Origin of the sequence: Arenibacter aquaticus (genome assembly GCF_003957295.1) — a bacterium.
GTDB classification, from domain to species: domain Bacteria; phylum Bacteroidota; class Bacteroidia; order Flavobacteriales; family Flavobacteriaceae; genus Arenibacter; species Arenibacter aquaticus.
Map to the genome: position 1 here is coordinate 1 of NZ_RQPJ01000005.1, position 22,838 is coordinate 22,838.

The window sequence follows — 22,838 nt, forward strand, 5'->3', positions numbered from 1 at the left end:
ATACCGTACAGGCCGGTGAACTGGATACAGATGGTATTGCCATTGGGACACTGAGCGCCAATGGAGGGACCTTGGGCGATGCTGCCTCCAACAGTCTCAACACCACCCTGAACAGTGTGGGAAGCACCACGGCGGTATTGGTGGATGCCCTAGGGCCAGTTGGTTATTCCGTGAGTTTCGATCAAAACCCCATCAATGATGCCAATGCAGCCTCAATTAGCTTTTCCATCACTGGGGCCGAAATCGGGTCAACATACAACTATACTATAAGCAGTTCGGAAGGAGAAACCAATGTGACCGGTACGGGAACCATTGTCACAACTAACGATCATGTTGGCGGAATCGATCTAAGTACTTTAGCAGATGGAACCATTACCCTAGATTTTACCTTAACAGATATACACAACAATTTAGGAAATACTGTTTCGGATGCCGTAATTAAAGGTACTGACATTGATAATGACGGAATTCAGGATAGCTCGGACAATTGTCCCTCGATGGCCAATTCTGATCAGTTGGACACTGACACTGATGGTGAGGGCGATGTCTGCGATATGGACGATGACAATGACGGTACCCCGGATTCCGAAGATGCCTTCCCATTGGACAATTCCGAGGACACTGACACCGACGGTGATGGTACCGGAAACAATGCAGATACTGATGATGACAATGACGGTACCCCTGATTCTGAAGATGCCTTCCCTTTGGACAATTCCGAGGATACCGACACCGATGGTGATGGTACCGGAAACAATGCAGATACTGATGATGACAATGACGGTACCCCTGATTCTGAAGATGCCTTCCCATTGGACAATTCCGAGGATACCGACACCGACGGTGATGGCACAGGAAACAATGCAGATACTGATGATGACAATGACGGTACCCCGGATTCTGAAGATGCCTTCCCATTAGACAATTCCGAGGATACCGACACCGATGGTGATGGCATAGGAAACAATGCTGACACCGACGATGACAATGATGGAACCTTAGATTCCATAGACGATTTCCCCTTGGATAATTCCGAGGATACCGATACCGACGGTGATGGCAAAGGAAACAATGTAGATACTGATGATGACAATGACGGTACTCCGGATTCCGAAGATGCCTTCCCTTTGGACCCTACGGAGGACAAGGATAGCGATAACGATGGTATTGGTGATAATGCGGATACTGATGATGATTCGCTCGCAACCGTGAATATCCCTATCCCTGCAGAGGCGTTTACGCCAAATGGGGACGGAATTAATGACGCATGGGTTGTACCAGGCATCAACAACTACCCCAACAATGTAGTGAAGGTATTTAATAGGTCCGGTCATGAGGTATACGCAAAACGTAATTACCAAAATGATTGGAACGGTAGGCATAAGTCAGGCTCTTCAAAATTACCGGCCGGTTCCTACCTATACGTTATTGACTTAGGAAATGGCACTGCACCATTACAAGGTTGGATATTCATCAATTATTAATAAAAATCAAACAAATAAATGAACCTATTTCATAAAATAATAGTAATCTTGGTCTTTTCTATTTCTATTTTAACAAATGCTCAACAAGATCCCAATTATACCCTGTACAGATACAACATGAACTTGATAAACCCAGCCTATGCCGGGGCCAATGACGGAACCACCATAGGCGTTAACGTACGTAGCCAGTGGTCCAATGTTAAAGGCGCCCCTGAGACCCAAAGCTTAAACTTTGGAACACCTGTGGGCAAAAACCTTGGTATGGGTCTATCTCTGATAAGCGACAAGACCTTTATTGAAAAACAAACTTCAATAGCCCTGGACCTATCCTATCAAATAAAACTGGATGAAAACCATGACTTATTTTTTGGACTCAAAGCCGGATTCAATTCATATAGTGCCAATACGGACGGACTTGTCACTTATGGCATACAGGAAGACCCGAGCCTTATGAACCTCAATGGTAGACTAAATCCCAATTTTGGGGTAGGTATTCACCTAAGACATGACAAATACTTCTTATCCCTGTCCGTCCCCAAAATTTTAAGTAGGGACAGATTGGAAGAAGAGGAGGGTGTCGCCACTGTGGGAGCAGACAAAAAACACCTGTATTTTGCAGGTGGTCTGGATTTATATCTGGGGCAAAACGTTACCCTAAAACCCAGCACTTTGGTCCGTTATGTGGAAGGATCCCCTTTATCTATAGACCTGACCACCTTTCTTGCCTTTAATGATTTCTTTGACCTGGGCGCTGCCTACAGGATCAATGAGAGTGTTAGTGGTATGGCCCTTTTTAAGGTATCCAGCGGCATGTTGATCGGGTACGTATACGAAAGTCCATTGGAAAACTCGATAAGTAACATTGACAATGGAACACATGAGATTATGTTGAACCTAAAACTATAAATAACTTAAGTCTTTTTAACATTGGAAGCTGTCTGCAAAGGCAGCTTTTTTTGAATGAAGGGCAAGGTATTATTCTCTAAATTAGCAAAAATCAAATGAAATTCAAGTATCAGGAGGATGATTGAAGACTAAACGGTACACTCAACCCTCGAAGGATTTTAAAACTTTCAGTTCCAGATAGTCCCGTAAGGGATAAAGTTTTTTTCATCCGGCAACCAGTTTTGCCGGCCAACCCCGAATAGTGGCCATCTTGCATACTTTCGGCTATTATCTAACCCTTCATCCACACCCCTACGATATTGTTCCCATAAGAGGGATCACAAGGTCTGGCAGATAAAGATTGGCACCTATCAACCCAATTAACGGAAGGAAACACCTCGTGACAGGACATTCTATATAATACTTGGAAATCAATAAATTTAGTCATATGTTTGAAATTATTAATTACATGAAGAGTATGTCTGATACTGTAATTATAGAATAATAGTAATAAATTCCGATCGGATAAATTTTTAAATAATCTGCGGTATTTTTTTAAGGTCATATGAAATTTCATTTTTTATTTAATATGGAGTCTATTAAGCCGAAAATCATCTTTCCGAAGTAAAGGGTACCCAAGAGTGTACCTAAAACCTCCTATACTAACAATCCATTCTTCAGACCCTTTAAAAAAGGGGTCAACTACTCGTTACGATCTATTTACACTAATTATAGGGTTAGTGCACTATTTATTCATTAATTATAAAACATTTCATTATGGCCATTGGCAAAAAAAAACTTTCCAAACAGCAGGTCAAAGCTAAAAGACAAGAAAAGATCCTTCAGCGTATGGAAGAAAAAAAGATGAAAAAACGCAAATCTAGAGTGTAAGCCAAATTGAAGAACTTACTTAATATTCATAAAACAAAGAGGTCATCATTAAGTCACCTTTGAAACGATCTCTTTTAATTCTAAAACGGATGTACTTTTAGTGCATCCGTTTTATTTTGACTTCACTCAACAGGAAACACTTAATTATTCAATATTTTTTATTAAAAATACCTACTCGTGACCCTATAATTTTATGTAATTTTAATTCTGAAATTAGATTTATAATCAAAAAGCAAAATAAAAGTGCCTGTTCGGTATAATATTATAAATTAGCAAAGCTAAAATATAATAAGAGTTGAGTAGCACATTTAAATTTCGTATCCAACTGGATGGCAGTCACCCTCCTATATCACGTGAATTTTTGGTACCATCGGATTTCACATTTTATAAGCTTCACCATACCGTTCAAATCGTTATGGGATGGGAGAACTATCACCTATATGAATTTTCCATCGACAGCTATCGAATAGGTCAACAATTTGAGGAGGACGGCTTTAACGGACCTAATGAGATTATAGACTCCAAGACTCTAAAAATCGGTGATGTACTAAAATACAAAAGTCAGAAATTGGACTATCTTTATGATTTTGGGGATTATTGGCAGCATTCCTTGACCTTGGAGAGAATTGTAGAAGACCTGACAGTTCCATTTCCAATATGTTGCTCGGGAAATTTGAACTGTCCCCCGGAGGATATTGGCGGACTACCTGGGTTTTATGATTTTCTTAAAATCATAAACAAACCCAAGCACCCCGAGTATAAAGAACTCCAAAAATGGGTACAAAGTAAGCTGGTCTCTGTTGGCAGCAAATATGAACCTATGAAATTCTATAGTGAAAGGGTAAATTTTATACTTCTCAATTTAGATAAGTACATTATGGATTGGGAGAATGAGAGTGACTAATAATATAAATTCATAGAAAGTTTATGTTGAAAGATGGCTTTAGCTCGGACAAGTATAGCGACATACTGGATCACCTTAAAGATAATGGATTTCTAAGTACTGAGGATGTTTGTAATTTATTAAAAGAGTATACTTCCACCAAAAAAATTACTTTCGATTGTATAACCAAAGAAAAGTCCCTTATAGTATCTGAAGCTTTAATCGACAATTATCACAGAACAAAACCCAAGTAAAAGGTTTAAATTTCCGTTACGTTTAAAAATTGCGAAATATCGTTAAATGATAACATTTGTGTTTTCTATAGTTTAAATTTTTGTTAAAAATATAAAAAATGAACCTTTTCCTAAATTAGGCTTATAAAAAAAGGGCCTCCAATCCCTTGGAAGTCCCGTGTATAATGTGGTGATCGCGAAAGGATTCGAACCTTTGACCGTCTGATTAGAAGACAGGAGATATAAGATAGATAGAGTATTGTCCTGTCACACCTTCAGCGATCAGTAGGCATCCACAGTTTCCCTACGTTCCCTATCCTTGAACCGCTCCAGAAGCACACCAATATCCTCACTTATTTTTGACTCCATAACCTTGGCATATATTTGGGTAGTGGTTAACTTGGTATGACCCAATAGTTTTGATACCGTTTCTATAGGAACCCCGTTAGACAGCATGACGGTGGTAGCAAAGGTATGCCGTGCCACATGGAAGGTTAGATTCTTATGAATGCCACAGGCACTTGCAATTTCTTTGAGGTAAACATTCACTTTTTGGTTGGAGCACATAGGAAGTAATCCATTATAGGTTGGAAAATCTTTATACCTTTCTAAAATCTCCCATGCCTGGGGAAGAATGGGAATTTTCACAAGCTCGTCCGTTTTTTCCCGTTTGGTATAGATCCAGTTGCGATTGTCCATTCCCCTAGTAATTTTTTCAGCGGTAAGACTTTTTACATCCACATATGAAAGACCCGTATAACAGGAAAAAACAAAGCAGTCTTTTACATGTTGCAGCCTGTCCTGTTTAAATTCCGTTTCCTCTAACCGTCTTAATTCCCTTTGGGTCAGGTACACGCGATCGAATTTATTGAACTTTAATTGGAACCGGTCGAAGGGGTTCTTTTGCATCCATTCCAACTTTACAGCTAGGTTTACCATCTTTTTAAAGCGTTCCAAGTGTTTCATCACCCCATTATTACTGAGGCAAGGTTGTTTCTTCTTGTTAACACTTTTCCTTAAAAACTGCTCAAAATTCAATAAAAACCCGAAATTGAGTTGCTTCAGATAAATATCCTCACGTTTCAGTTTCGTTTTTAAATAACGCTTTATGTATTTTTCTGTCGTGTAATAGTTCTTCATGGTGCCTGGCTTGAGGACATGGACCATATTCCCGTTGTGGTAGTCTATAAGATCCAACAAGGTCCGGCTTACTTCATCTTCTCCCAGGAAACGCATTTTTATGGAGTTGGAAGATACAATTTTGTCCTCATTTACGAGTTGACCATGGCACAGTAGTAATTTAGCTTTTACCTGATCCAAATAGGTATTTAGGTTTTGGATAGCTTCAGATCTGCCCTTACCCCTACCCTTGTTATAATCCCAATGCTCTGCGTGAATTTTTCGCTTTAAACTGATCTCTGCACGTTTGCCCAAAGTAGTGATACGCACATAAATGGACAGGAGACCTGAAGTGCCCCTAGGTTTTCTTGTAAAAAAAATTACCGTAAATGTCTGGTTCGTTTTCATTTGAAATAGCTTTAGTTAGACAAAAATCACTAAGGAGAAAAGTCAAATCCTACCCTAAAGTTCTTTCAAGTTACTACAATTTCAGTGAACAACTGCACACCGAATTGCACACCGAATTAGGTGTACACATATGATATCAAATGATATCAAAGGAAATCCATAAAAACAAAAAACACTGATAATCAGCAGATTAACAGTGTTTTTGCAATTACCTATTTCTAGGTTCGTCGGGATGACAGGATTTGAACCTGCGACCACACGGCCCCCAGCCGTGTGCGCTACCGGACTGCGCCACATCCCGATACTACAATTTACTCAATACTCTCAATTCTTTTTCAGCATCTCCATTTAAATTGGATCCTCTGTGGGGCAGCCTGTCCTGAGCGTAGACGAAGGGCCGCATCCCAAAAATCCGATTGCAAAAATAGGAAAGTTCAAACAATTATACCCAAAACTTTTGACAAAAAATGAATCTTTTTTTAGCTCATAGGTCAATGTTTATTTAGATTACTTCTTTCTTCTTTGTTTTCTAAAGGAGTTAAAAGCTGAAATACAATCGCATACACGCAAAAACAGAAAATATTGGTCAATTAAAAAATAAATACTAATTTGAAAGTTTTAATTCATTGACTCAATACAAACCATAAACTATAGAATAAACCACCTATGAAGCTTAAACGATTAATCCAATGCCTATTTGTTACGTCCAGTATCATTTCCTACGCACAAACCCCAGATGAATCCTTGATTAGACTGGAGTATAAGGACACCACCTCCACAAAAGATTTGGCCGTAGGTCTTTGGGCCAATCCACTACCTATGGACTATGATCAGGACGGAGATTTGGATCTGGTCATCTCCTGTACGGACGTCCCTTTTAACGGTACTTTTCTTTTTAAAAATAACCTTGAAGTAGAAAATGGTCAAGCTGTATTTGATGCCCCTATAAAGCTTGGACCAGGAATGAGAAATGTGGCTATCTCTTATGTAGAGGAAGAGCCTAGGGTATTGGGTGTTGGTTTGGAATACAACAATTTTAGAAAATATGGATATACCAGGCCCGAAGGCCTATATCAGGCTTCCCAACTTCTAGACCAGTACAAGGAACGATTCAGCGATTGGAAATATGTTGACTACGACAACGATGGGGATATGGACCTCATTGTAGGAATAGATGATTGGAGCGAATACGGATGGGACAATGCCTTTAATGACAAAGGGGAATGGACCAACGGAGACCTCAGGGGCTACCTCTATCTGCTTACCAATGATAATGGCAACTACATTAATAGTGGCAAAATTCTGGCAGATAATAAACCCATAGATGTATATGGCAATACCACTCCCAACATGGCCGATTTTGATGGGGATGGCGATCTTGATTTAATATGTGGGGAGTTTGTAGATAGATTTACCTATTTTGAAAATATTGGAAGCAGGGAAAAACCTGTCTATTCCAAAGGGAGATTTCTAGAGAATGAAGATGGCCTCCTAAAAATGGATTTGGAGATGATGAGGCCAGTGGCTATTGATTGGAACAAGGATTCAAAAATAGACCTGATCGTAGGCGATGAGGACGGCAGGGTTGTATTTATAGAAAACACAGGACAAACCACAGATAATATGCCTGTATTTAAGTCCCCAATATACATAAAACAAAAGAGTCAGTTCCTAAAGTTTGGAGCCTTGGTTACCCCTTTTAGTGTAGATTGGGACGAAGACGGTGACGAGGATCTAATCTGTGGAAATTCCGCTGGCTATATTGGATTCATAGAGAATTTGGATGGTGGTGACACACCGGATTGGAAAGAACCGGTTTATCTAAAAGCAGATGGGGAAATTATTAGGGTATTGGCGGGGGAAAGCGGATCCATACAAGGCCCGGCCGAACGCAAATGGGGATATACCACTCTTTCCGTTGCCGATTGGGATGGTGACGGACTTAAAGATATAGTACTGAATTCCATCTTTGGAAAAGTGGAATGGTATAAAAACTCAGGTACTAAAGGAGCTCCCAAACTAACCAAGATGGGCGGAGTTAAAGTGGATTGGAAAAAAAACCACCTCCCAAAACCAGAATGGAATTGGTGGAATCCTGAAAAGGACGAGTTGGTTACACAATGGAGGACCACCCCCTGCGCCATCGACTGGAACAAAGATGGCCTAATGGATTTGGTAATGTTGGACCACGAGGGCTATTTGGCATTTTTTGAACGATTTAAAAAAAGAGGGAAACTTTACCTAAAACCCGGTCAACGTATCTTTAAAAACGCAGATGCCGCACATAACAACAACTGGCTGCGTTTAAATGAGCGTGAAGCAGGAGGCAGTGGCAGAAGAAAAATTGCCTTTGCAGATTGGGACGGGGATGGAGACTTGGATCTTTTAGCCAATAGTACCAACATAGAGTGGTATGAGAACCTTGGAGAAAAAGAAGGAAACACCATCTTTAAGCACAAAGGAAATATAGTTAACACCAAATTGGCCGGACATACCACCAGCCCCACAGTAGTGGATTGGGACAAGGATGGGAAACCAAATTTGTTGATCGGTGCAGAAGACGGACATTTTTATTATTTAAAGGAATAGTCCGTTTGTTTCTGTTATGGGTTCTTACTGTCTATAAATTATAGATAGTGCATTTTAACTTAACAGTCAACAAGCCAGCATTATATTAAGAAACCTTAAGACCATATGATTATTGGTTTTAAGGTTTTTTTTGTGCCCTATTTGTTATAGGGAAAGACCAAACTTAGCCCACTGCAAGGAGATAATGCCTTCCTTATAATCCGAAACAAAAAAATATGCCAACGTGAATTAAAAGCTTAGTCCATAAGCCAATTAAAATCTATTTAGAGATGCTAATAGACCAATGTTTTTTTTTAAAGGATGTTCTATTCCCAAGTTTTATTCAAGATAAAATGATAACAACAAAAAAGGGCCGACCCAAAAAGGTCGACCCTGATTAACACTAACTCAATGTAGACTAATTATTTGGTCCTTCCCCGTAATTTGGGTTGTTTTCATCGAACCAAATTCGCTCCGAATTTAGAATATTCGGATCATTAGTACCTGTAGTAAAGCCTTGCTCATCATAAGCTTGCTGTACATTTTCAAAGTTCACATTGTCCTCGGTTGGCGTACCTATCTCAAAACGTCTTGGTATACTCAATTCAGAACCAGCCGCCAAAATGGGCTCCCAAGGTAGAATAGCACTACCTACTTTAGGTATACCGGATCTTCTTACTGTTGTATAAACATCATGAGGAGTAGCAGCAAAGTTAATATATTGCTGAATATAGACTTTCTCCAATCCATCTGTAGACAAATCGTAAGCCGGCTGTGCCAATAAATCGGAAATTTCATTCTCCTTTAGTTTCGTTGAAGCCATTTCTGCCATGGTTTCATCTTCATATACAGGATCGCTTTCATAGTAAAAGGTTTCTGTACTTTTAGCCAAAGCATCCATTCTCCTAACCGAAAGCTCTACCCCTAAATCAAAATAAGCCTGGGCAGACCCGGATATATTGGCTCCCAACAACTTAAATTCTGCTAAATACAAATTAGTTTCTGCAGATGATCCTAATATTACTTCCAATGGCGGATGGTTGTTAAGCTTTTGGATCAAGCGCCCCCCTGGCCTTGTAGGGTATGTATAGTCTATTCCTGTACGGGTTAACTTTTCTGCAAACGAAGAGGTAGAACTATATGCCTTGTCCACACCATCTATGGTTATCCTGTTTTGTGAAGCTTGTTGAAAATAATCATCATAAGCACCATCCTGCTGTTTATCAGGAGATAGAGGAGCTCCATGGTAACGTACCCATGGTTCCCCCGGACCAGACCAGCCCGCGAAATCTCCAAAAATATCATATTCCACATATTGCTCTACGTAGCTTGGCAGTGGGTTGCCAGCATCAATAAATGCCTGTACTACTTCAGCGTTAAAATCATTTTTATCAAAAAGAAAACGCAATCTAGGGTCCCTATTGTCTCGTAGAAAATCAATTAGATTTAAGCCTCCTGTTCCTGGCTGTGTACCATTGCCGGTTCCTCTGTATTCAATTCCCCTAGTATAAATAAAGTCATCATCCAAAGAGTTCATATATCCGGCAGAAGAATTAACCACTTCCTCTACAATACTAAGTGCCTTGCTCTTATTGGCATTGACCAATCTAGCAGCTATTCTAAGCTTTAAAAGGTTACAGAACTTTGCCCATTTACCATAATCACCATTATAGATTATATCCTGACTTCCCAAGCTAAATTGATCCGCAGCAGTAAGATCAGCAATGGCACCGTCCAATTCTGACAACCAAGTATCAAATAACAACTCCTGTTGATCATAGATTGGCGTAATCAAGGGTGGAGTGGTGTAGGGTGCCAATCCGGCCTCTGTATATACCATTGATCCTTTAAAATCAGTCTGGGTCAAAGCCGTGGCAATCTGGGCTGCATAGGTCACCCCTACAATTCCTCGCATAGTCGCCTTTTCATCTTCTGGTAAAGCATCAATCTTAAACCTAATATCCTTTGCATTAGGAATAATATTATAAACGTTCTGAGCCCCTCCTTGAGCAGCCATTTCAACAAACGTCTCAGGGTTACCAACTCCAGTTCCCGTTATTTGGCCCCAAGGATATACATAATCAAAATTGGTGTAAAACCAAATTAAATAATCATTGGTATACATGTCATTGATTACCTTGGCTGCCGAATACCTAAGATCTGGTTCGGAAAGTGTTGATGGGTTACTATTCAGCTCAGCAAACTCGTCCTTATCGCAACCAACGATAAAAACTGCCAAGAGAATTACAAGTAATTTATATGTTTCTTTCATCTTTTTAATTTTTTATTATTAAAAGTCAATTGCAATGGAGAATGTGTAGCTCGCCAAGTAAGGACTAAAGGATCGTTCACGGAAAGAATCCGAACTAGTTGTTCCCCTAAAGCTTTCAGGGTTAATATCATTTGGCAATGAATTATACAAATAGGCCACATTTCGTGCGTTTATACCAAGATATACGCTTCTGGCCCCTAATTTTTCTGCCGCCATTTTGGGTAAGTTGTAACCTAATGAAATATTTCTTAAAGCAATGTATTTTACCTCAGCAAACCAGTCATCATTGATTACTCCATTCCCCCAAGAATTTAGACGATAGTGATAGTAGCTAGCGTGGGTAGGTTCTACATGACCGGCTTCATAAGCTTCTTGATAGGTCATACCCCCAACATCAACAGTAGATCCGTTAGGAGCTGTAACGGTTTGTCCTTCCGCAAAAACTCCGTCAGGTATAATACCATCACTAAATTGAGTTCCTTGAACATCATCATATCCCGACGTCCACGTTACACCACCATGCTCAGGATCCCTACCGTACAAGGAACTCTCCGTGAATCCGTAAGCAGTTCCGTAACGACTGGAGTAAGATGCCATATGTCCACCAAATCGAGCATCCAGCAGTACAGACATATTAAAATCACCTATGTTGAATTCATTGTTCCAAGACCCTTCAAAATCTGGTTGAACTTTACCAACTTCTTCGGCTTCTCCACTTCTTTCAAAATAAGCTCCTCTTCTTGAATCTACCCAAATCAACTGATTCTTTCCATTGTTTGGGTGGTTGGGATCCGAAGATTCAAATTTCTTTGGAGCACTATCCGAATACAATACGCCATACTCACCACCTTCAAAAGCAACCGATCCTACACGGAAGTTACCGTAGCTTATACTACCCCCTAAACTCTTATACTCTCCAAAATCTGGATGTACCTCATCTATTTTAGTGGTATTGTTCCAGTAGTTAAAAGTGGAATTCCAACTAAAATTATTGGTCTTAACGGGGGTACCCATAACTGTCAATTCAACCCCAGAATTGGTCAAGGTACCAATATTGGTAAGCAGGTTGTTATATCCAGACTCACTGGGTAAAGGAACATTGCCAATTTGCTCCGAAATAGTTTCGTCATAATAGGCTACATCTACACCCAATCTATTGTTAAAAAAACGAACATCGGCCCCTATTTCATATGAGTCCTTTCGCTCTGGCTTAATACTCCTATCTACCAAGGTGGTATTAACCGTATTGGTATAAATAAAGTTCCCCCCATTATCTATACTTCCTTGGCCGTACCCCTTGTTAATGGTATAAGGGCTGGTATCAGAACCGACTTGCGCCCATGAAGCACGAATCTTTCCAAATGTAAACCAATTGGAAGTCCCTGTTACTTCACTAAACAACCAAGAACCGGACACAGAAGGGTAAAAGTAGGAATTATTACCTGTTCCATCCGTATACACTAAGGCAGATGACCAGTCGTTTCGACCTGTAACATCTAAGAATAATTGTTCTTTATATGCCAAACTTCCCAAGAAATAAGCCGAATTTAATTGTTTTGTGTCCGAAACGCCACCATCACCTCTTTGGGTCCTAAGAGAGTTTCCTAAATAAAATCTGCCTGGAACTATTAAACCGCCATCTGTCCATCCTCTGGTATATGACTTTTCTTGCGTCCATATTTCCCCACCTAAAATAAGGTTGGCTGACAATTCTTCAGAAATATCCCTATTAAAGGCAAAAGTTAATTTTCCAGTTTTACTAACATCCTTATTATGCCTTAGTTCATAGTAACCACCCTCATTGGCAAATCCGCTACCCAAATTCTTTGCTTCGTACTCGGTTGTGTAATGGTTAAGGTTTCCCTCTGCAGTAATAGTCAGCCAGTCCGTTACATCAGCCGCCAAAGTAACAATTGGACGAACAACAGTTTCTTTGTTGTAATTATTATTGTTTTCATAGGCAAACCAAAGTCCTTTGTTAGGAACATCTGCGTAATCATCACCGTAGTTAGCGTTGGGAACCCCCCCATGGGATGCCTGCCAGTACTGTTGTTGACTATATTTTTCAGTATTGTACATTCTTCCAAAAGTACCATCAAAAAAGCTCTGGGAAATATCGTTTCTTGGGTTATGGGAATTGGAATCGGTAAAAGAAATGGATGCACTAGCTCTTAACCAAGGTGCAAGCTTATAAGACCCTCTAAACAGTAATGAATTTCTTTTAAAGGAATTGTTTGGCAAAATACCTGTCCTATCCGTATATGAATCGGAAAGATAAAAATTACCTTTTTCATTACCACCACTCAAAGCAACTGAGGTATTGGTATTAACACCAGTACTATAAGCGTCTAACATATTATTCTTTTGAGCTTCATAAGGAACCATATTCCCGTCGTAGTCCTCTATTAACCTACCATCAAATTTTGGTCCAAAACTCATCCAATCCCAACCGTGATTTCTTAAAGAAGGTACGCCGTCAGAATTATAGTTAAATTGTCCAGAATCATACGCATAATACTGGCCAGATCCGTCTTGATCTCCATAATCTATATAACCAGCCAAGGCACCTGGACCATACTCATTTTGCAAGGCTGGTGACCTATAAGCAATATCAAACCCAACAGATTGTTTAATAGAAACTCCAAGACCTCGAGTTCCAGATCCATCTTTGGTGGTAATCAACACTACACCATTGATACCTCTAGAACCGTATAAAGCAGTAGCTGCAGCACCCTTTAAAATGGAAACACTCTTATAGTCATCTGGATTTAGGTTTTTAAGTATATTTCCATAATCGTTGGACGATGCATTCCAATCTGCACTGGCATTGGAAGTAGCATTTTCCAATATAACACCATCTATTACAAAAATAGGCTGGTTGTTACTAGAGTTTAGCGTAGACACACCCCTTATTTGGATTTTGGAATTACCAAAAAGACCTCCGTCGGAAGAACCAATACTTACCCCTGGACTCTTTCCCTGTAGGGACTGAACGGGGTTCACGACATTGATTCTTGCCAATTCCTCTCCTTGAACTTCAGTCATTGCATAACCAATGGCTTTGGCCTCTCTTTTAATACCCAAGGCAGTAACCACTACCTCTCCCAATTGTTCCGAATCCTCTTCCAAACTGGTGTTAATGGTGCTTTGCCCACTTACTACAATTTCCTTGGTTGCAAAACCCAAAGAAGAAAAAACCAAGGTTGCTGAATTGGATACATTGATGGAGTAGTTCCCATCAAAATCGGTAGAAGTACCATTAGAAGTACCTTTCTCTACCACATTTACCCCTGGCAAGGGAGTCCCAGTATCATCTTTTACCGTACCGGAAACGGTTTTGTTCTGCGCAAACACTCCTTGGACAAGGAGAAGTGCGGTCAGCAATAAATAGTAATGAATTTTTTTAATCATACTAATAATTTTAAGTTAGTTAATTAGATTTTTGGGTAGTGACCCCAATGTTAAATAATTGCTAAATTTTCCACTTCTCCATTGAATGTTAAAATTAATTCGACCGACAACCAAGCAGAAACAATCAATAACCTATTCTCACCTCACAATGCATCCTTGTCCCCAAATAGCATTTTAGCTATTAAGTAAAAATCGTATAACAATAGGCATAAATAATATCTTAAAAACAAAGATTACTTAACAATTTGATTGTAAATCGTTAACTCTATAATCAAAGAATTAAAGTGAGAACATTTGAAACCGACTGAGTTTAAGTTCACAAAAAGTGATAAAATTTTGGAAAGAGCAACTAATAACCACTTCATTAATAGCTTTACAAACCGGATTTTACCAGTATCATAAATCATTAAGAAGAGGCTAATATAAAAGTGCCTTGCACAGTTAAGACAAGGCACTTTTATTTGGAAGATAGATAATCTATGTAATATTTGAGGATTTCAACATAGTCAATTAACCCTGCACATCATTTGGATTGGCCACATGGATTAAGGTAATTTCTCAAAGACTTGCAATTTATCGTTGTTGTTGGCTACCAGTATCCATTCTTTTTGGCCTACGGTGATAGACAAAAGACCTTTGGCATCCCTATTGGCAAATATGCCACTTTCACTTTGTTCTTTTGGGGTAAAGTTACCATTTCCGTCACCCATCAACAAAACACCAGTACCTGCATCATTTCTAGGAGTTTCTATCTCCGCAACAAACAAGTTTCCCACAACTAAAACATCCAGATAACCATCACCGTCAAAATCCTTGATCAACATATCATTAATACTGGATAATTGTGCCAAATTGGGAAGCGCACTGACCTTAAAATTTCCATTGCCCAAATTCTCTACGTAGGAAGAGGCAAAGGTATCGGTCTTATAATGCAGGGACCTATCCAAATTTTCCTTACCATAAACCTCGTCAATCTCCAAGGAGGCAAAAATATCATACTTCTGTATTTTGTCCTTCAACCCGGGGATCTGTTCTGAAGAACAGGAAAATCCCCTTAAAGGGTAGTGTTTCTCCCCATTGTAATAGCCCAGAACAATATCATAGTTGCCATTATTGTCAAAATCGTTAAAATAAATATCGAAAGGTTTTTTGGGAGAGGTCTTGTACTTATAATTAAGACCAATATTCCCCACTACAAAGTCCATATCCCCATCCTGATCAAAATCGCCTTGGCCTACACTGTACCACCATCCTGCGGTAGCTTGCAAATCAGGGATAATTAGTTTCTTTAAAACCCCATTTTCGTTGTTAAAAATTGTTATGGGCATCCATTCTCCAACCACTATTAGATCAAGGTCACCGTCACCATCATGGTCGCTCCAAATGCCATCGGTAACCATCCCAAGATCCTTAAACTCTGGGGCAACCTCCTTGGTTCTATTTACCAACTGCCCGTTTTCATTACTTAGAAACATACTCGTAGCCGGCAATGGGTAATGGTGCGGTACATGCCTGCCCATCACAACAAGATCCATATCACCGTCCATATCATAATCTGCTGCCACAACACTGGAGCCACTGCTACGATCCATACCTAGAATAGCTCCTTTGGAAAAAGCTCCATCGCCGTCGTTTATATAAAGTCGGTCTATATAATGAGGGTCATTGACTTTAAATTCATTCCCGCCACTAACAACATAGATATCCTGAAACCCGTCTCCATTAACATCAACAAAGAGCGCGGCAACGTCTTCATAAGCGGCATCTTTGTCCCAAATACCCCCTTCATTTTTTACAAAGCCCCCATTTTTATCCGCAATAAACAATGAAGCAGCAAATCCTGTGGCACCACCAATAAAAACATCTTCCAAGCCATCATTATTAATATCCCCCTTAGCCATCGCTGGACCAAACTGGGACATTTTATGAGGAAGCAGAACCTGATACTTATAATCATCAAAAACATTCTCTTGGTGCTTAAAATAAATCCCTGCCTTATGGGTAATGTCATTATACAATGAAGACACCGTTAAATCATTGGTTGTATTTGGTTGTATACCCTCTATCATATTGAGCGTCAACTGTTGACCGGTACTAATATTGCGTAAGTTTGTAACAGTATTATTGGGCCAGTGTACAATTATACTATCCACCACCGATCTTTGTCCTACTCCAAAATGGAGAATAGGCTCACTGGTAGAATAGATACCACGCACATTGGTATGCTCCAAAAATTGCTGCTCCCCTTGGGTATACAAGGTTACCTTTGTTCCAAATACCGTACTGTTCCCTGAATCTGTTAAAGCTATGCGAAGGTAATTACCGTCCGCTATTTTCTCAGAATTGTTTCTATAAATAAAGGCTTTTTCGTTAATGTTGTTTACGATCAGATCCAAGTCCCCATCATTATCCAAATCTGCATAGGCAGATCCGTTGGAAAAAGACTTTTCTTTTAGCCCCCATTCATTCATTATTTTCTTAAAATTCAATCCACCTAGATTCTTATAGGCATAGTTCTGTAAGGGTTGGGACGGAAGCACCCCCAAAACCTTGTCTAGATCCAATATATCAAATACACTGGTTATATTGCCACCTTGGGGATTTTCCTGTAGGTACTTAAAGCTTGTCTCATTAATGAGCTTTCCAACTTTTTTATCAGCGTCGGTATTCCTAATATCGTGTAATAGCCCATTAGTAATATAGGTATCCTTAAGTCCGTCATTATCAAAGTCCGCTATAAGATTGGACCAGCTCCAATCTGTGGCCGCCATCCCCGTTAATTGGGCTACATCACTAAAAGTGCCATTGCCGTTGTTGCGCTGCAAGGCATTGTACATATATTGATAGTGGCCTCCTTCATTCACCACCTTCCAAAAGGCCTCGGGATTCATGCCACTCATATTGGATTTCAGACGAAAATTGTCCTCTGCCACCATATCCACAACAAAAATATCCAAAAGGGCATCGTTGTCTATATCGGCCACATCTACTCCCATACTATAATATGAGGTATGGTTAAGCGCCTTATCGGCCACATTGGTAAATGTACCATCCTGGTTATTTAAAAGCAGGAAGTCAGGGGCATTGAAGTCATTGGCCACATAGAGGTCCGTCCAACCATCGTTATTAAGATCGCTGGCCGAAACGCCATTGGGAAAACCGGTCAACATTAGCCCGGCCTCTTCTGTGGTCTCCTCAAAGAACTCCTTACCGGTATTCCGATATAGCTTAACGTGGTACTCCTCCTTTAACAGTTCAGTACCTGAAAATTTGGAATAACTCCCAGGGTTTGGTGGCTGGGTCAACAAAAAAAGATCCAATAGGCCATCCTTATCGTAATCCAAAAAAGTAGCATGTCTAGTCCTTTGGGTATCGGCAACTCCGTACTGAGAGGCCGACTCTATAAATTTCCCGTTTCCGTCGTTAATATACAGCAGGTTGGTCCTCCATTGTGGCTTATCGTCATATAGCTCACGGCTTACATAAATATCCAAATTGCCATCATTGTTCACATCCGCAACAGTAACCCCGGTAGACCACCCTCCGTCATCTTGGATACCTGCGGAGCTGGTCATATCCTTGAACTTTAAATTGCCTTGGTTAAAATACAGTTTATCGGGAACCATATTACCGGCAAAATAAATATCCTGAAGACCGTCATTATTAAAATCGCCCACCCCCACTCCTGCTCCTCCATAAAAATTGGAATACAGCAGTATATTGGCGTCCTTGGTATCTTTTATTTTGTTGTTAAAATGTATCCCCGTGTGTTTGCCATTCATCAACGTAAACCTTGAACTTTCTTGTGCTACTACAAGAAAACACCCCAAAAGATACACCCATATAAAAAGTATCACTCTACCTTTACTCATCACATCCAATAAGATATAAATTAATTATTAAACCAAAGAAAGGAGGGTTTCCCCTCCTTTCTCAATTTAAAACATTACCAGTACATTTACAATTGTAATTGCAAAAGCTTATTCAGCATCCCACCAAACTCTCGTGGTAAGCAGGTCGGGTCCTTGTGCTGCGATAGCAGCTGCATAATTTTCTGGATTGTTACTTTGTTCACTTTCAGAATAGGTTAGCCTTCTCGGAATTGTACCATTGGTAACATTACCAGGATAGTTGACCGGTACTAAATTGGGGAAACCGGTTCTTCTCCAGTTGGAAAATGCCTCGTATTCATTTAAGAAAGTAGCTGCCCAATATTGGGTATTAATTTGTTCTATTGCATTAGCCGCATCGAAAGGGTTAGCCAACAAATAAGCATCTATATCATCATCAGCAATTACAGCATCTGGGCCGTATATCTCTAGCATTTTCATTGCTGCCCTTACACCTGCGTTGTAATGGGGTTCTGGATCGCCTCCAGCCAAATTCCATCTCACCGCAGCCTCTGCCAACATAAATTCAACTTCTGCATAGGTCTGAAAGAACATTGGAGCTTCAAAAAAAGTTATGATGTCACTAGGCTCTGCATAAAGATTAGTATCCTCCTCTCCGGTTGCTTCCAATAGCAACTCTGAATCCAATCCATTAGGCAAACCCTTCAAATCTGAAGGATCTGTACTGCCATCGCTTCTTCTTGAAGCCAATATGGGAAGCCTAGGATCTCCTTGCAAAAAGTCCACAAATGTTTTACTCAAACGCTGATTCCCATCCGCATCAAAAGCCTCACTATTGCCATTACGGTTGTTGACATCGTGTTGAAGATAAAAAATATCGTCATTAGATTCCATAACCCCACCATCAATGGCTTTGGTAACCCAAGCTTGTGCAGCTGTAGGATCTCTTTTGATTAAGCGAAAACCTAGTCTTAACATCAATGAATTGGCCAATTTTTTCCATTTGGTTTGATCTCCCTGATAAATTAAATCAGCGGCACCAAACTGCGATGTACCTGTTCCCAAAGCAGCCGCAGACTCTTCCAACTCTTTTAATAGGTCTGGATATATCTCACTTTGTGAATCATACTTAGGTGTAAGTATTCCAGAAATAAAAGCTTTACCAGCCTCACTGTAAGGGATATCACCATACAGATCAGTTAATCTGGAATACACATAAACCCTCATAATTCTAGTAATGGCCCTCATTTCCTCAGGAGCTTCCTCTTCTTCCAGTTGAACCATCATATCCTCTAAAGACTTTACTACATTTCCGTAGTACCTATCAATCAATGAAGAGGCATACCCCTTGTTCCAAGTGTATTTATCACCTGACCAATATCCTGCCGTTACCGCAAGATGCTGCATCATGGTTGATTGGTATATAAGGTTTGCGCGCCAGTTGTCATAACGCTCACTAGACATAAATTTTTGTGCTGCGGTCAGTTTTGTGGAAAGGCTAACCTGAACCGGTTTGGTTGGGTTAACATTTAATTCCTCAAAACCTTTATCGCATGCACCCAACAAGAATGCAATTAATAATATATAAATCGAATTTTTCATAGTCATTTTTTTAAAACTTAACACTTAAATTTAATCCAAAACTTCTAGAGGAAGGAACTCCAAAATACTCCAACCCCTGGGAATTTCCTACGTTATAAGCACTTTCTGGATCTATGTTATCTACACTTCTTTTTAAATAAAACAAATTGGAGGCAATAACCGAAATATTTACATTGGTCAAGAATATATTCTCCAATGATTTCTTGGGCAAGCTATACCCAAGACTCAATTGTCTAAATTTGATATAATCAGAATCTTCAACAAATTCTTCTGCTATATCGTTTATTTCTCCATAATAGGTTTGCAAAAACTCCGGGGCTACCGTAGTAGTAAATGGTTGATTGGTATCAGCATCTATACCGGAAACAGTAAGGCCGTTTTCCCTACCTTCCAAAGTCGCTTTATGTAACCCATTCCCGTATACGGTCGTATTGGTACCAGAAAATATTTGACCTCCAAATTTACCGTCGATCAAGAAGTTTAAATTGAAGTTTTTATAGGAAAAGCTATTACTGAAACCTAAAGTTAAAGGAGGCACGCCTTCTCCCAAAATCTTTCTCTCTCCTTCAACAGCTACAGGAACTCCGTCTCCATTTATGGTATATTTAATTACACCATTCTCATCCCTGTCATAAGAAACTCCAACTATAGTACCATATGCCTCACCAACAATATGTGTAATTCTAACATTACGGGTACGTGGCTCATCCAAATTCACGTCGGCATTGGCAGCATTCGTAGCCAACACTTTTCCTTGATTATAAGCTCCGTTGATGCTAGTGGTCCAATTAAAATTCTGAGTGCGTATAGGGCTGCCACTTAACAAGAATTCAACACCCTTGTTCTCTACTTTTCCAATATTGGCCTTAGCTCCTCCGTAACCAGAGAATACAGAAGTGGACACATCTACTATATCCTTGGTGGTTTCGTTTTCATAATATGCCATATCCAAGGAAAGCCTATTATTAAAAAACCTTGCATCCAATCCTATTTCCGCCTCAGTTTTACTAAATGGCACTAAATTGGAATTAGGTACGGTTCCTCCGTTAACCCGGCCTGTAGGTTGTCCTAAAAACCCCTGTCCAAAAATTTCATATGTAAGTGCCAAGGCGTACGCGTCCTGTGCTCCACCAGCAACCTCAGAGTACCCACCTCTTAATTTCAAGAAGCTGATTGGCTCTGGCATGTCAAATGCATCAGACAATATCAAACTCGCATTGACTGAAGGATAGAAATCGTTATTAGGGGTTGTTTTACCAGGAAAGGAAAGGGTAGAAAACCAGTCATTCCTACCGGTAAAAGTAACATAGGCCCAACGGTCATAAGAAAGCTCCACTGACCCGTACAAGGATCCTATTTTTCTTTCGCTATAACTACGGCTTCTGTTTTGATTGGCCGTATTGGCAATATCTTCCAGGCCGGGAACAATAAAATCACTACCCCCTAAATTTAATTGTTCTTGTTTAATGTGGTTACTGTTTGCTCCAACAAAAGCTACAGTAGAAAACTTATCGGTGATATCCTTTTCAACACCTAAAATAACATCAGCATCTATTTGAGAATAACGAATTTCCGTTTCATTAATTCCTCCCAAGGGCTTATAGGCTGTGCCAAAAGGTTCTACTGCAGTTCGTTTAATGGTAGAATGATCTATACCCGTCCGCCCGGATAAGTATAACCAATCCGTAATATCATAACGAAGAGAGGTAGAAGCAATTATCCTATTCTTGGTATCTTCATTTCTGAAGTTATATGCAGCAAAATATGGATTTTGCGAAAAAGTATTATTAGAGTACTGTCTTTCAGTTCCATCTGGATTTGTACCTGGCTCCATAAATCTTACATCAACGTTAGGAGGCAGATTGGCAACCGTAAAATTCCCGTTACCCGGGGCATCAGATAAACGTGGACGGTTCTGAACATCCTCATTGATATATTTTACATTTACTTGAGAAGTCAATTTCTCTCCTAAAACAGCACTGGAATTCAAAGAAAAAGTTTTTCTGTTCAAACCTGCATTGGGCATTACATCCTCATTGGTAAGGTCGGAAGCTGAAAATCTATAGCTCATCTTTTCTGAACCACTTGTAAGCGCCACAGTATTAATAAATGTTGTTCCCGTTCTGTAAAAATGGTCCAAATTACTTCCTACATAAGAATATGGTCTTTCTACACCGTCCCACTGCACAACCGAAGAGCCATCCAATTTTGCCCCCCAGGAACTGGTTCCCAAATCCAGAGCCTCAGACTGATTGACAGGTTTTCTACCTCTTGTTCCCTGTCCGTACTCTTTTTGAAAATCTTGCAAGGAAGTATCCACAGTGTCAAAGGTTACCGAGCTACTAAGCTCTACACCAAAGCCTTCCTGGCCTTTTCCTGATTTAGTAGTAACAAGTATAACCCCACCGGCAGCACGAGAACCATACAACGCGGAAGCAGCACCACCCTTCAGGACACTAACAGATTCAATATCGTCAGGGTTAAGACTGGAAATGCCATCACCACCATCCGAACCGCCCCATAGGCCAGCTGAACCATTATTTTCATTACCGATCGGGATTCCATCGACAATATACAATGGCTGATTATCCCCGGACAGAGAACTGGCCCCACGTATAATAACCCTACTGGAACCTGCCGCACCTGTAGCATTTTGGGTTATGTTAACCCCAGCAACCTTTCCTTGTAGAGCATTAATAGCATTGGTCTGTTTTACGGTAGACAATTCCTCTCCCCCTACCTCAGTCAGGGAATATCCCAGAGCCTTGGTTTCTTTTTTAATACCCAAAGCGGTCACAACAACTTCACCAAGTTGTTCTGCATCCTCTTCCAATCCTACATTGATCACCGATTGACCATTTATAGCAACCTCTTTGGAAGAAAATCCCAAAGACGAAAAGGTTAAAACACCATTTTTACTGGATACATTTATGGAATAATTACCATCAAAATCCGTAGAGGTACCGTTTACTGTTCCTTTTTCTACGACATTGACGCCAGGTAGCGGATCACCCAAATCATCAGTGACCGTTCCGGTTACAACTATGTTCTGGGCCGTAATTCCCTGCATGCAGAAAATAACCAAGAACATTAAATAATAATGAACTTTTTTAATCATACTAGTAATTTTAAGTTAGATAATTTAGAGTTAATCGGGAGTCACCCGAAATGTTAATTGTTTATTAAATTTTCTATTTATCAGTCAAATGCCAAAATATATTCGACCGACAA

At 39.9% G+C, this 22,838-nt stretch carries 11 protein-coding genes and 2 tRNA genes; 5 read left to right on the plus strand and 8 right to left on the minus strand.

Annotated features, from left to right (window positions below; genetic code table 11):
• The 4 genes from EHW67_RS09540 to EHW67_RS09555 form a co-directional block, all read left to right on the plus strand.
• Positions 1 to 1,484: gliding motility-associated C-terminal domain-containing protein (locus tag EHW67_RS09540; RefSeq protein WP_158285116.1), on the plus strand; the 1,484-nt coding region annotated here is incomplete at its 5' end.
• Between the two features lie 18 nt (positions 1,485 to 1,502).
• The gene (locus tag EHW67_RS09545; protein ID WP_126162161.1) at positions 1,503 to 2,390 is read left to right on the plus strand and encodes a PorP/SprF family type IX secretion system membrane protein; all 888 of its coding nucleotides are present in this window, start codon (positions 1,503 to 1,505) and stop codon (positions 2,388 to 2,390) included.
• A gap of 1,165 nt (positions 2,391 to 3,555) precedes the next feature.
• On the plus strand, positions 3,556 to 4,164 hold the full coding sequence (locus tag EHW67_RS09550; RefSeq protein WP_126162162.1) for a plasmid pRiA4b ORF-3 family protein: 609 nt from the start codon (positions 3,556 to 3,558) through the stop codon (positions 4,162 to 4,164).
• Between the two features lie 23 nt (positions 4,165 to 4,187).
• Positions 4,188 to 4,397: a hypothetical protein gene (locus EHW67_RS09555; protein WP_126162163.1), complete on the plus strand. Its 210-nt coding sequence runs from the start codon at positions 4,188 to 4,190 to the stop codon at positions 4,395 to 4,397.
• A gap of 167 nt (positions 4,398 to 4,564) precedes the next feature.
• Here EHW67_RS09555 and EHW67_RS20370 read toward each other — a convergent pair.
• From EHW67_RS20370 to EHW67_RS09565, 3 genes are all read right to left on the minus strand, one after another.
• Positions 4,565 to 4,660, minus strand: a tRNA-Arg gene (locus tag EHW67_RS20370).
• Positions 4,659 to 5,903: a site-specific integrase gene (locus EHW67_RS09560; RefSeq protein WP_126162164.1), complete on the minus strand. Its 1,245-nt coding sequence runs from the start codon at positions 5,901 to 5,903 to the stop codon at positions 4,659 to 4,661. The genes EHW67_RS20370 and EHW67_RS09560 overlap by 2 nt, the downstream gene beginning before the upstream one ends.
• Positions 5,904 to 6,130: 227 nt before the next feature.
• A tRNA-Pro gene (locus EHW67_RS09565) sits at positions 6,131 to 6,204 on the minus strand.
• Between the two features lie 365 nt (positions 6,205 to 6,569).
• Here EHW67_RS09565 and EHW67_RS09570 point away from each other — a divergent pair.
• Positions 6,570 to 8,492: an FG-GAP-like repeat-containing protein gene (locus EHW67_RS09570; protein WP_126162165.1), complete on the plus strand. Its 1,923-nt coding sequence runs from the start codon at positions 6,570 to 6,572 to the stop codon at positions 8,490 to 8,492.
• A 397-nt stretch (positions 8,493 to 8,889) separates the two neighbouring features.
• Here EHW67_RS09570 and EHW67_RS09575 read toward each other — a convergent pair whose 3' ends face one another.
• From EHW67_RS09575 to EHW67_RS09595, 5 genes are all read right to left on the minus strand, one after another.
• Positions 8,890 to 10,743 (minus strand): SusD/RagB family nutrient-binding outer membrane lipoprotein, encoded by a 1,854-nt coding sequence (locus EHW67_RS09575; protein ID WP_126162166.1) that lies wholly within the window; start codon positions 10,741 to 10,743, stop codon positions 8,890 to 8,892.
• An 18-nt stretch (positions 10,744 to 10,761) separates the two neighbouring features.
• The gene (locus EHW67_RS09580) at positions 10,762 to 14,154 is read right to left on the minus strand and encodes a SusC/RagA family TonB-linked outer membrane protein (protein WP_126162167.1); all 3,393 of its coding nucleotides are present in this window, start codon (positions 14,152 to 14,154) and stop codon (positions 10,762 to 10,764) included.
• Between the two features lie 545 nt (positions 14,155 to 14,699).
• Positions 14,700 to 17,936 (minus strand): VCBS repeat-containing protein, encoded by a 3,237-nt coding sequence (locus EHW67_RS09585; protein WP_238389888.1) that lies wholly within the window; start codon positions 17,934 to 17,936, stop codon positions 14,700 to 14,702.
• A 198-nt stretch (positions 17,937 to 18,134) separates the two neighbouring features.
• Complete coding sequence (locus tag EHW67_RS09590) at positions 18,135 to 19,607, minus strand: SusD/RagB family nutrient-binding outer membrane lipoprotein (RefSeq protein ID WP_126162169.1); 1,473 nt, start codon at positions 19,605 to 19,607, stop codon at positions 18,135 to 18,137.
• 10 nt (positions 19,608 to 19,617) lie between these two features.
• Complete coding sequence (locus EHW67_RS09595) at positions 19,618 to 22,725, minus strand: SusC/RagA family TonB-linked outer membrane protein (RefSeq protein ID WP_126162170.1); 3,108 nt, start codon at positions 22,723 to 22,725, stop codon at positions 19,618 to 19,620.
• Between the last annotated feature and the right edge of the window lie 113 nt (positions 22,726 to 22,838).

Bases quoted from the DNA above. Each gene is read 5' to 3' on its own strand.
- EHW67_RS09580 (WP_126162167.1), bottom strand. From the start codon at position 14,154: ATGATTAAAAAAATTCATTACTATTTATTGCTGACCGCACTTCTCCTT.
- EHW67_RS09560 (WP_126162164.1), bottom strand. From the start codon at position 5,903: ATGAAAACGAACCAGACATTTACGGTAATTTTTTTTACAAGAAAACCT.
- EHW67_RS09585 (WP_238389888.1), bottom strand. From the start codon at position 17,936: ATGAATGGCAAACACACGGGGATACATTTTAACAACAAAATAAAAGAT.
- EHW67_RS09555 (WP_126162163.1), top strand. From the start codon at position 4,188: ATGTTGAAAGATGGCTTTAGCTCGGACAAGTATAGCGACATACTGGAT.
- EHW67_RS09595 (WP_126162170.1), bottom strand. From the start codon at position 22,725: ATGATTAAAAAAGTTCATTATTATTTAATGTTCTTGGTTATTTTCTGC.
- EHW67_RS09575 (WP_126162166.1), bottom strand. From the start codon at position 10,743: ATGAAAGAAACATATAAATTACTTGTAATTCTCTTGGCAGTTTTTATC.
- EHW67_RS09570 (WP_126162165.1), top strand. From the start codon at position 6,570: ATGAAGCTTAAACGATTAATCCAATGCCTATTTGTTACGTCCAGTATC.
- EHW67_RS09545 (WP_126162161.1), top strand. From the start codon at position 1,503: ATGAACCTATTTCATAAAATAATAGTAATCTTGGTCTTTTCTATTTCT.
- EHW67_RS09590 (WP_126162169.1), bottom strand. From the start codon at position 19,607: ATGAAAAATTCGATTTATATATTATTAATTGCATTCTTGTTGGGTGCA.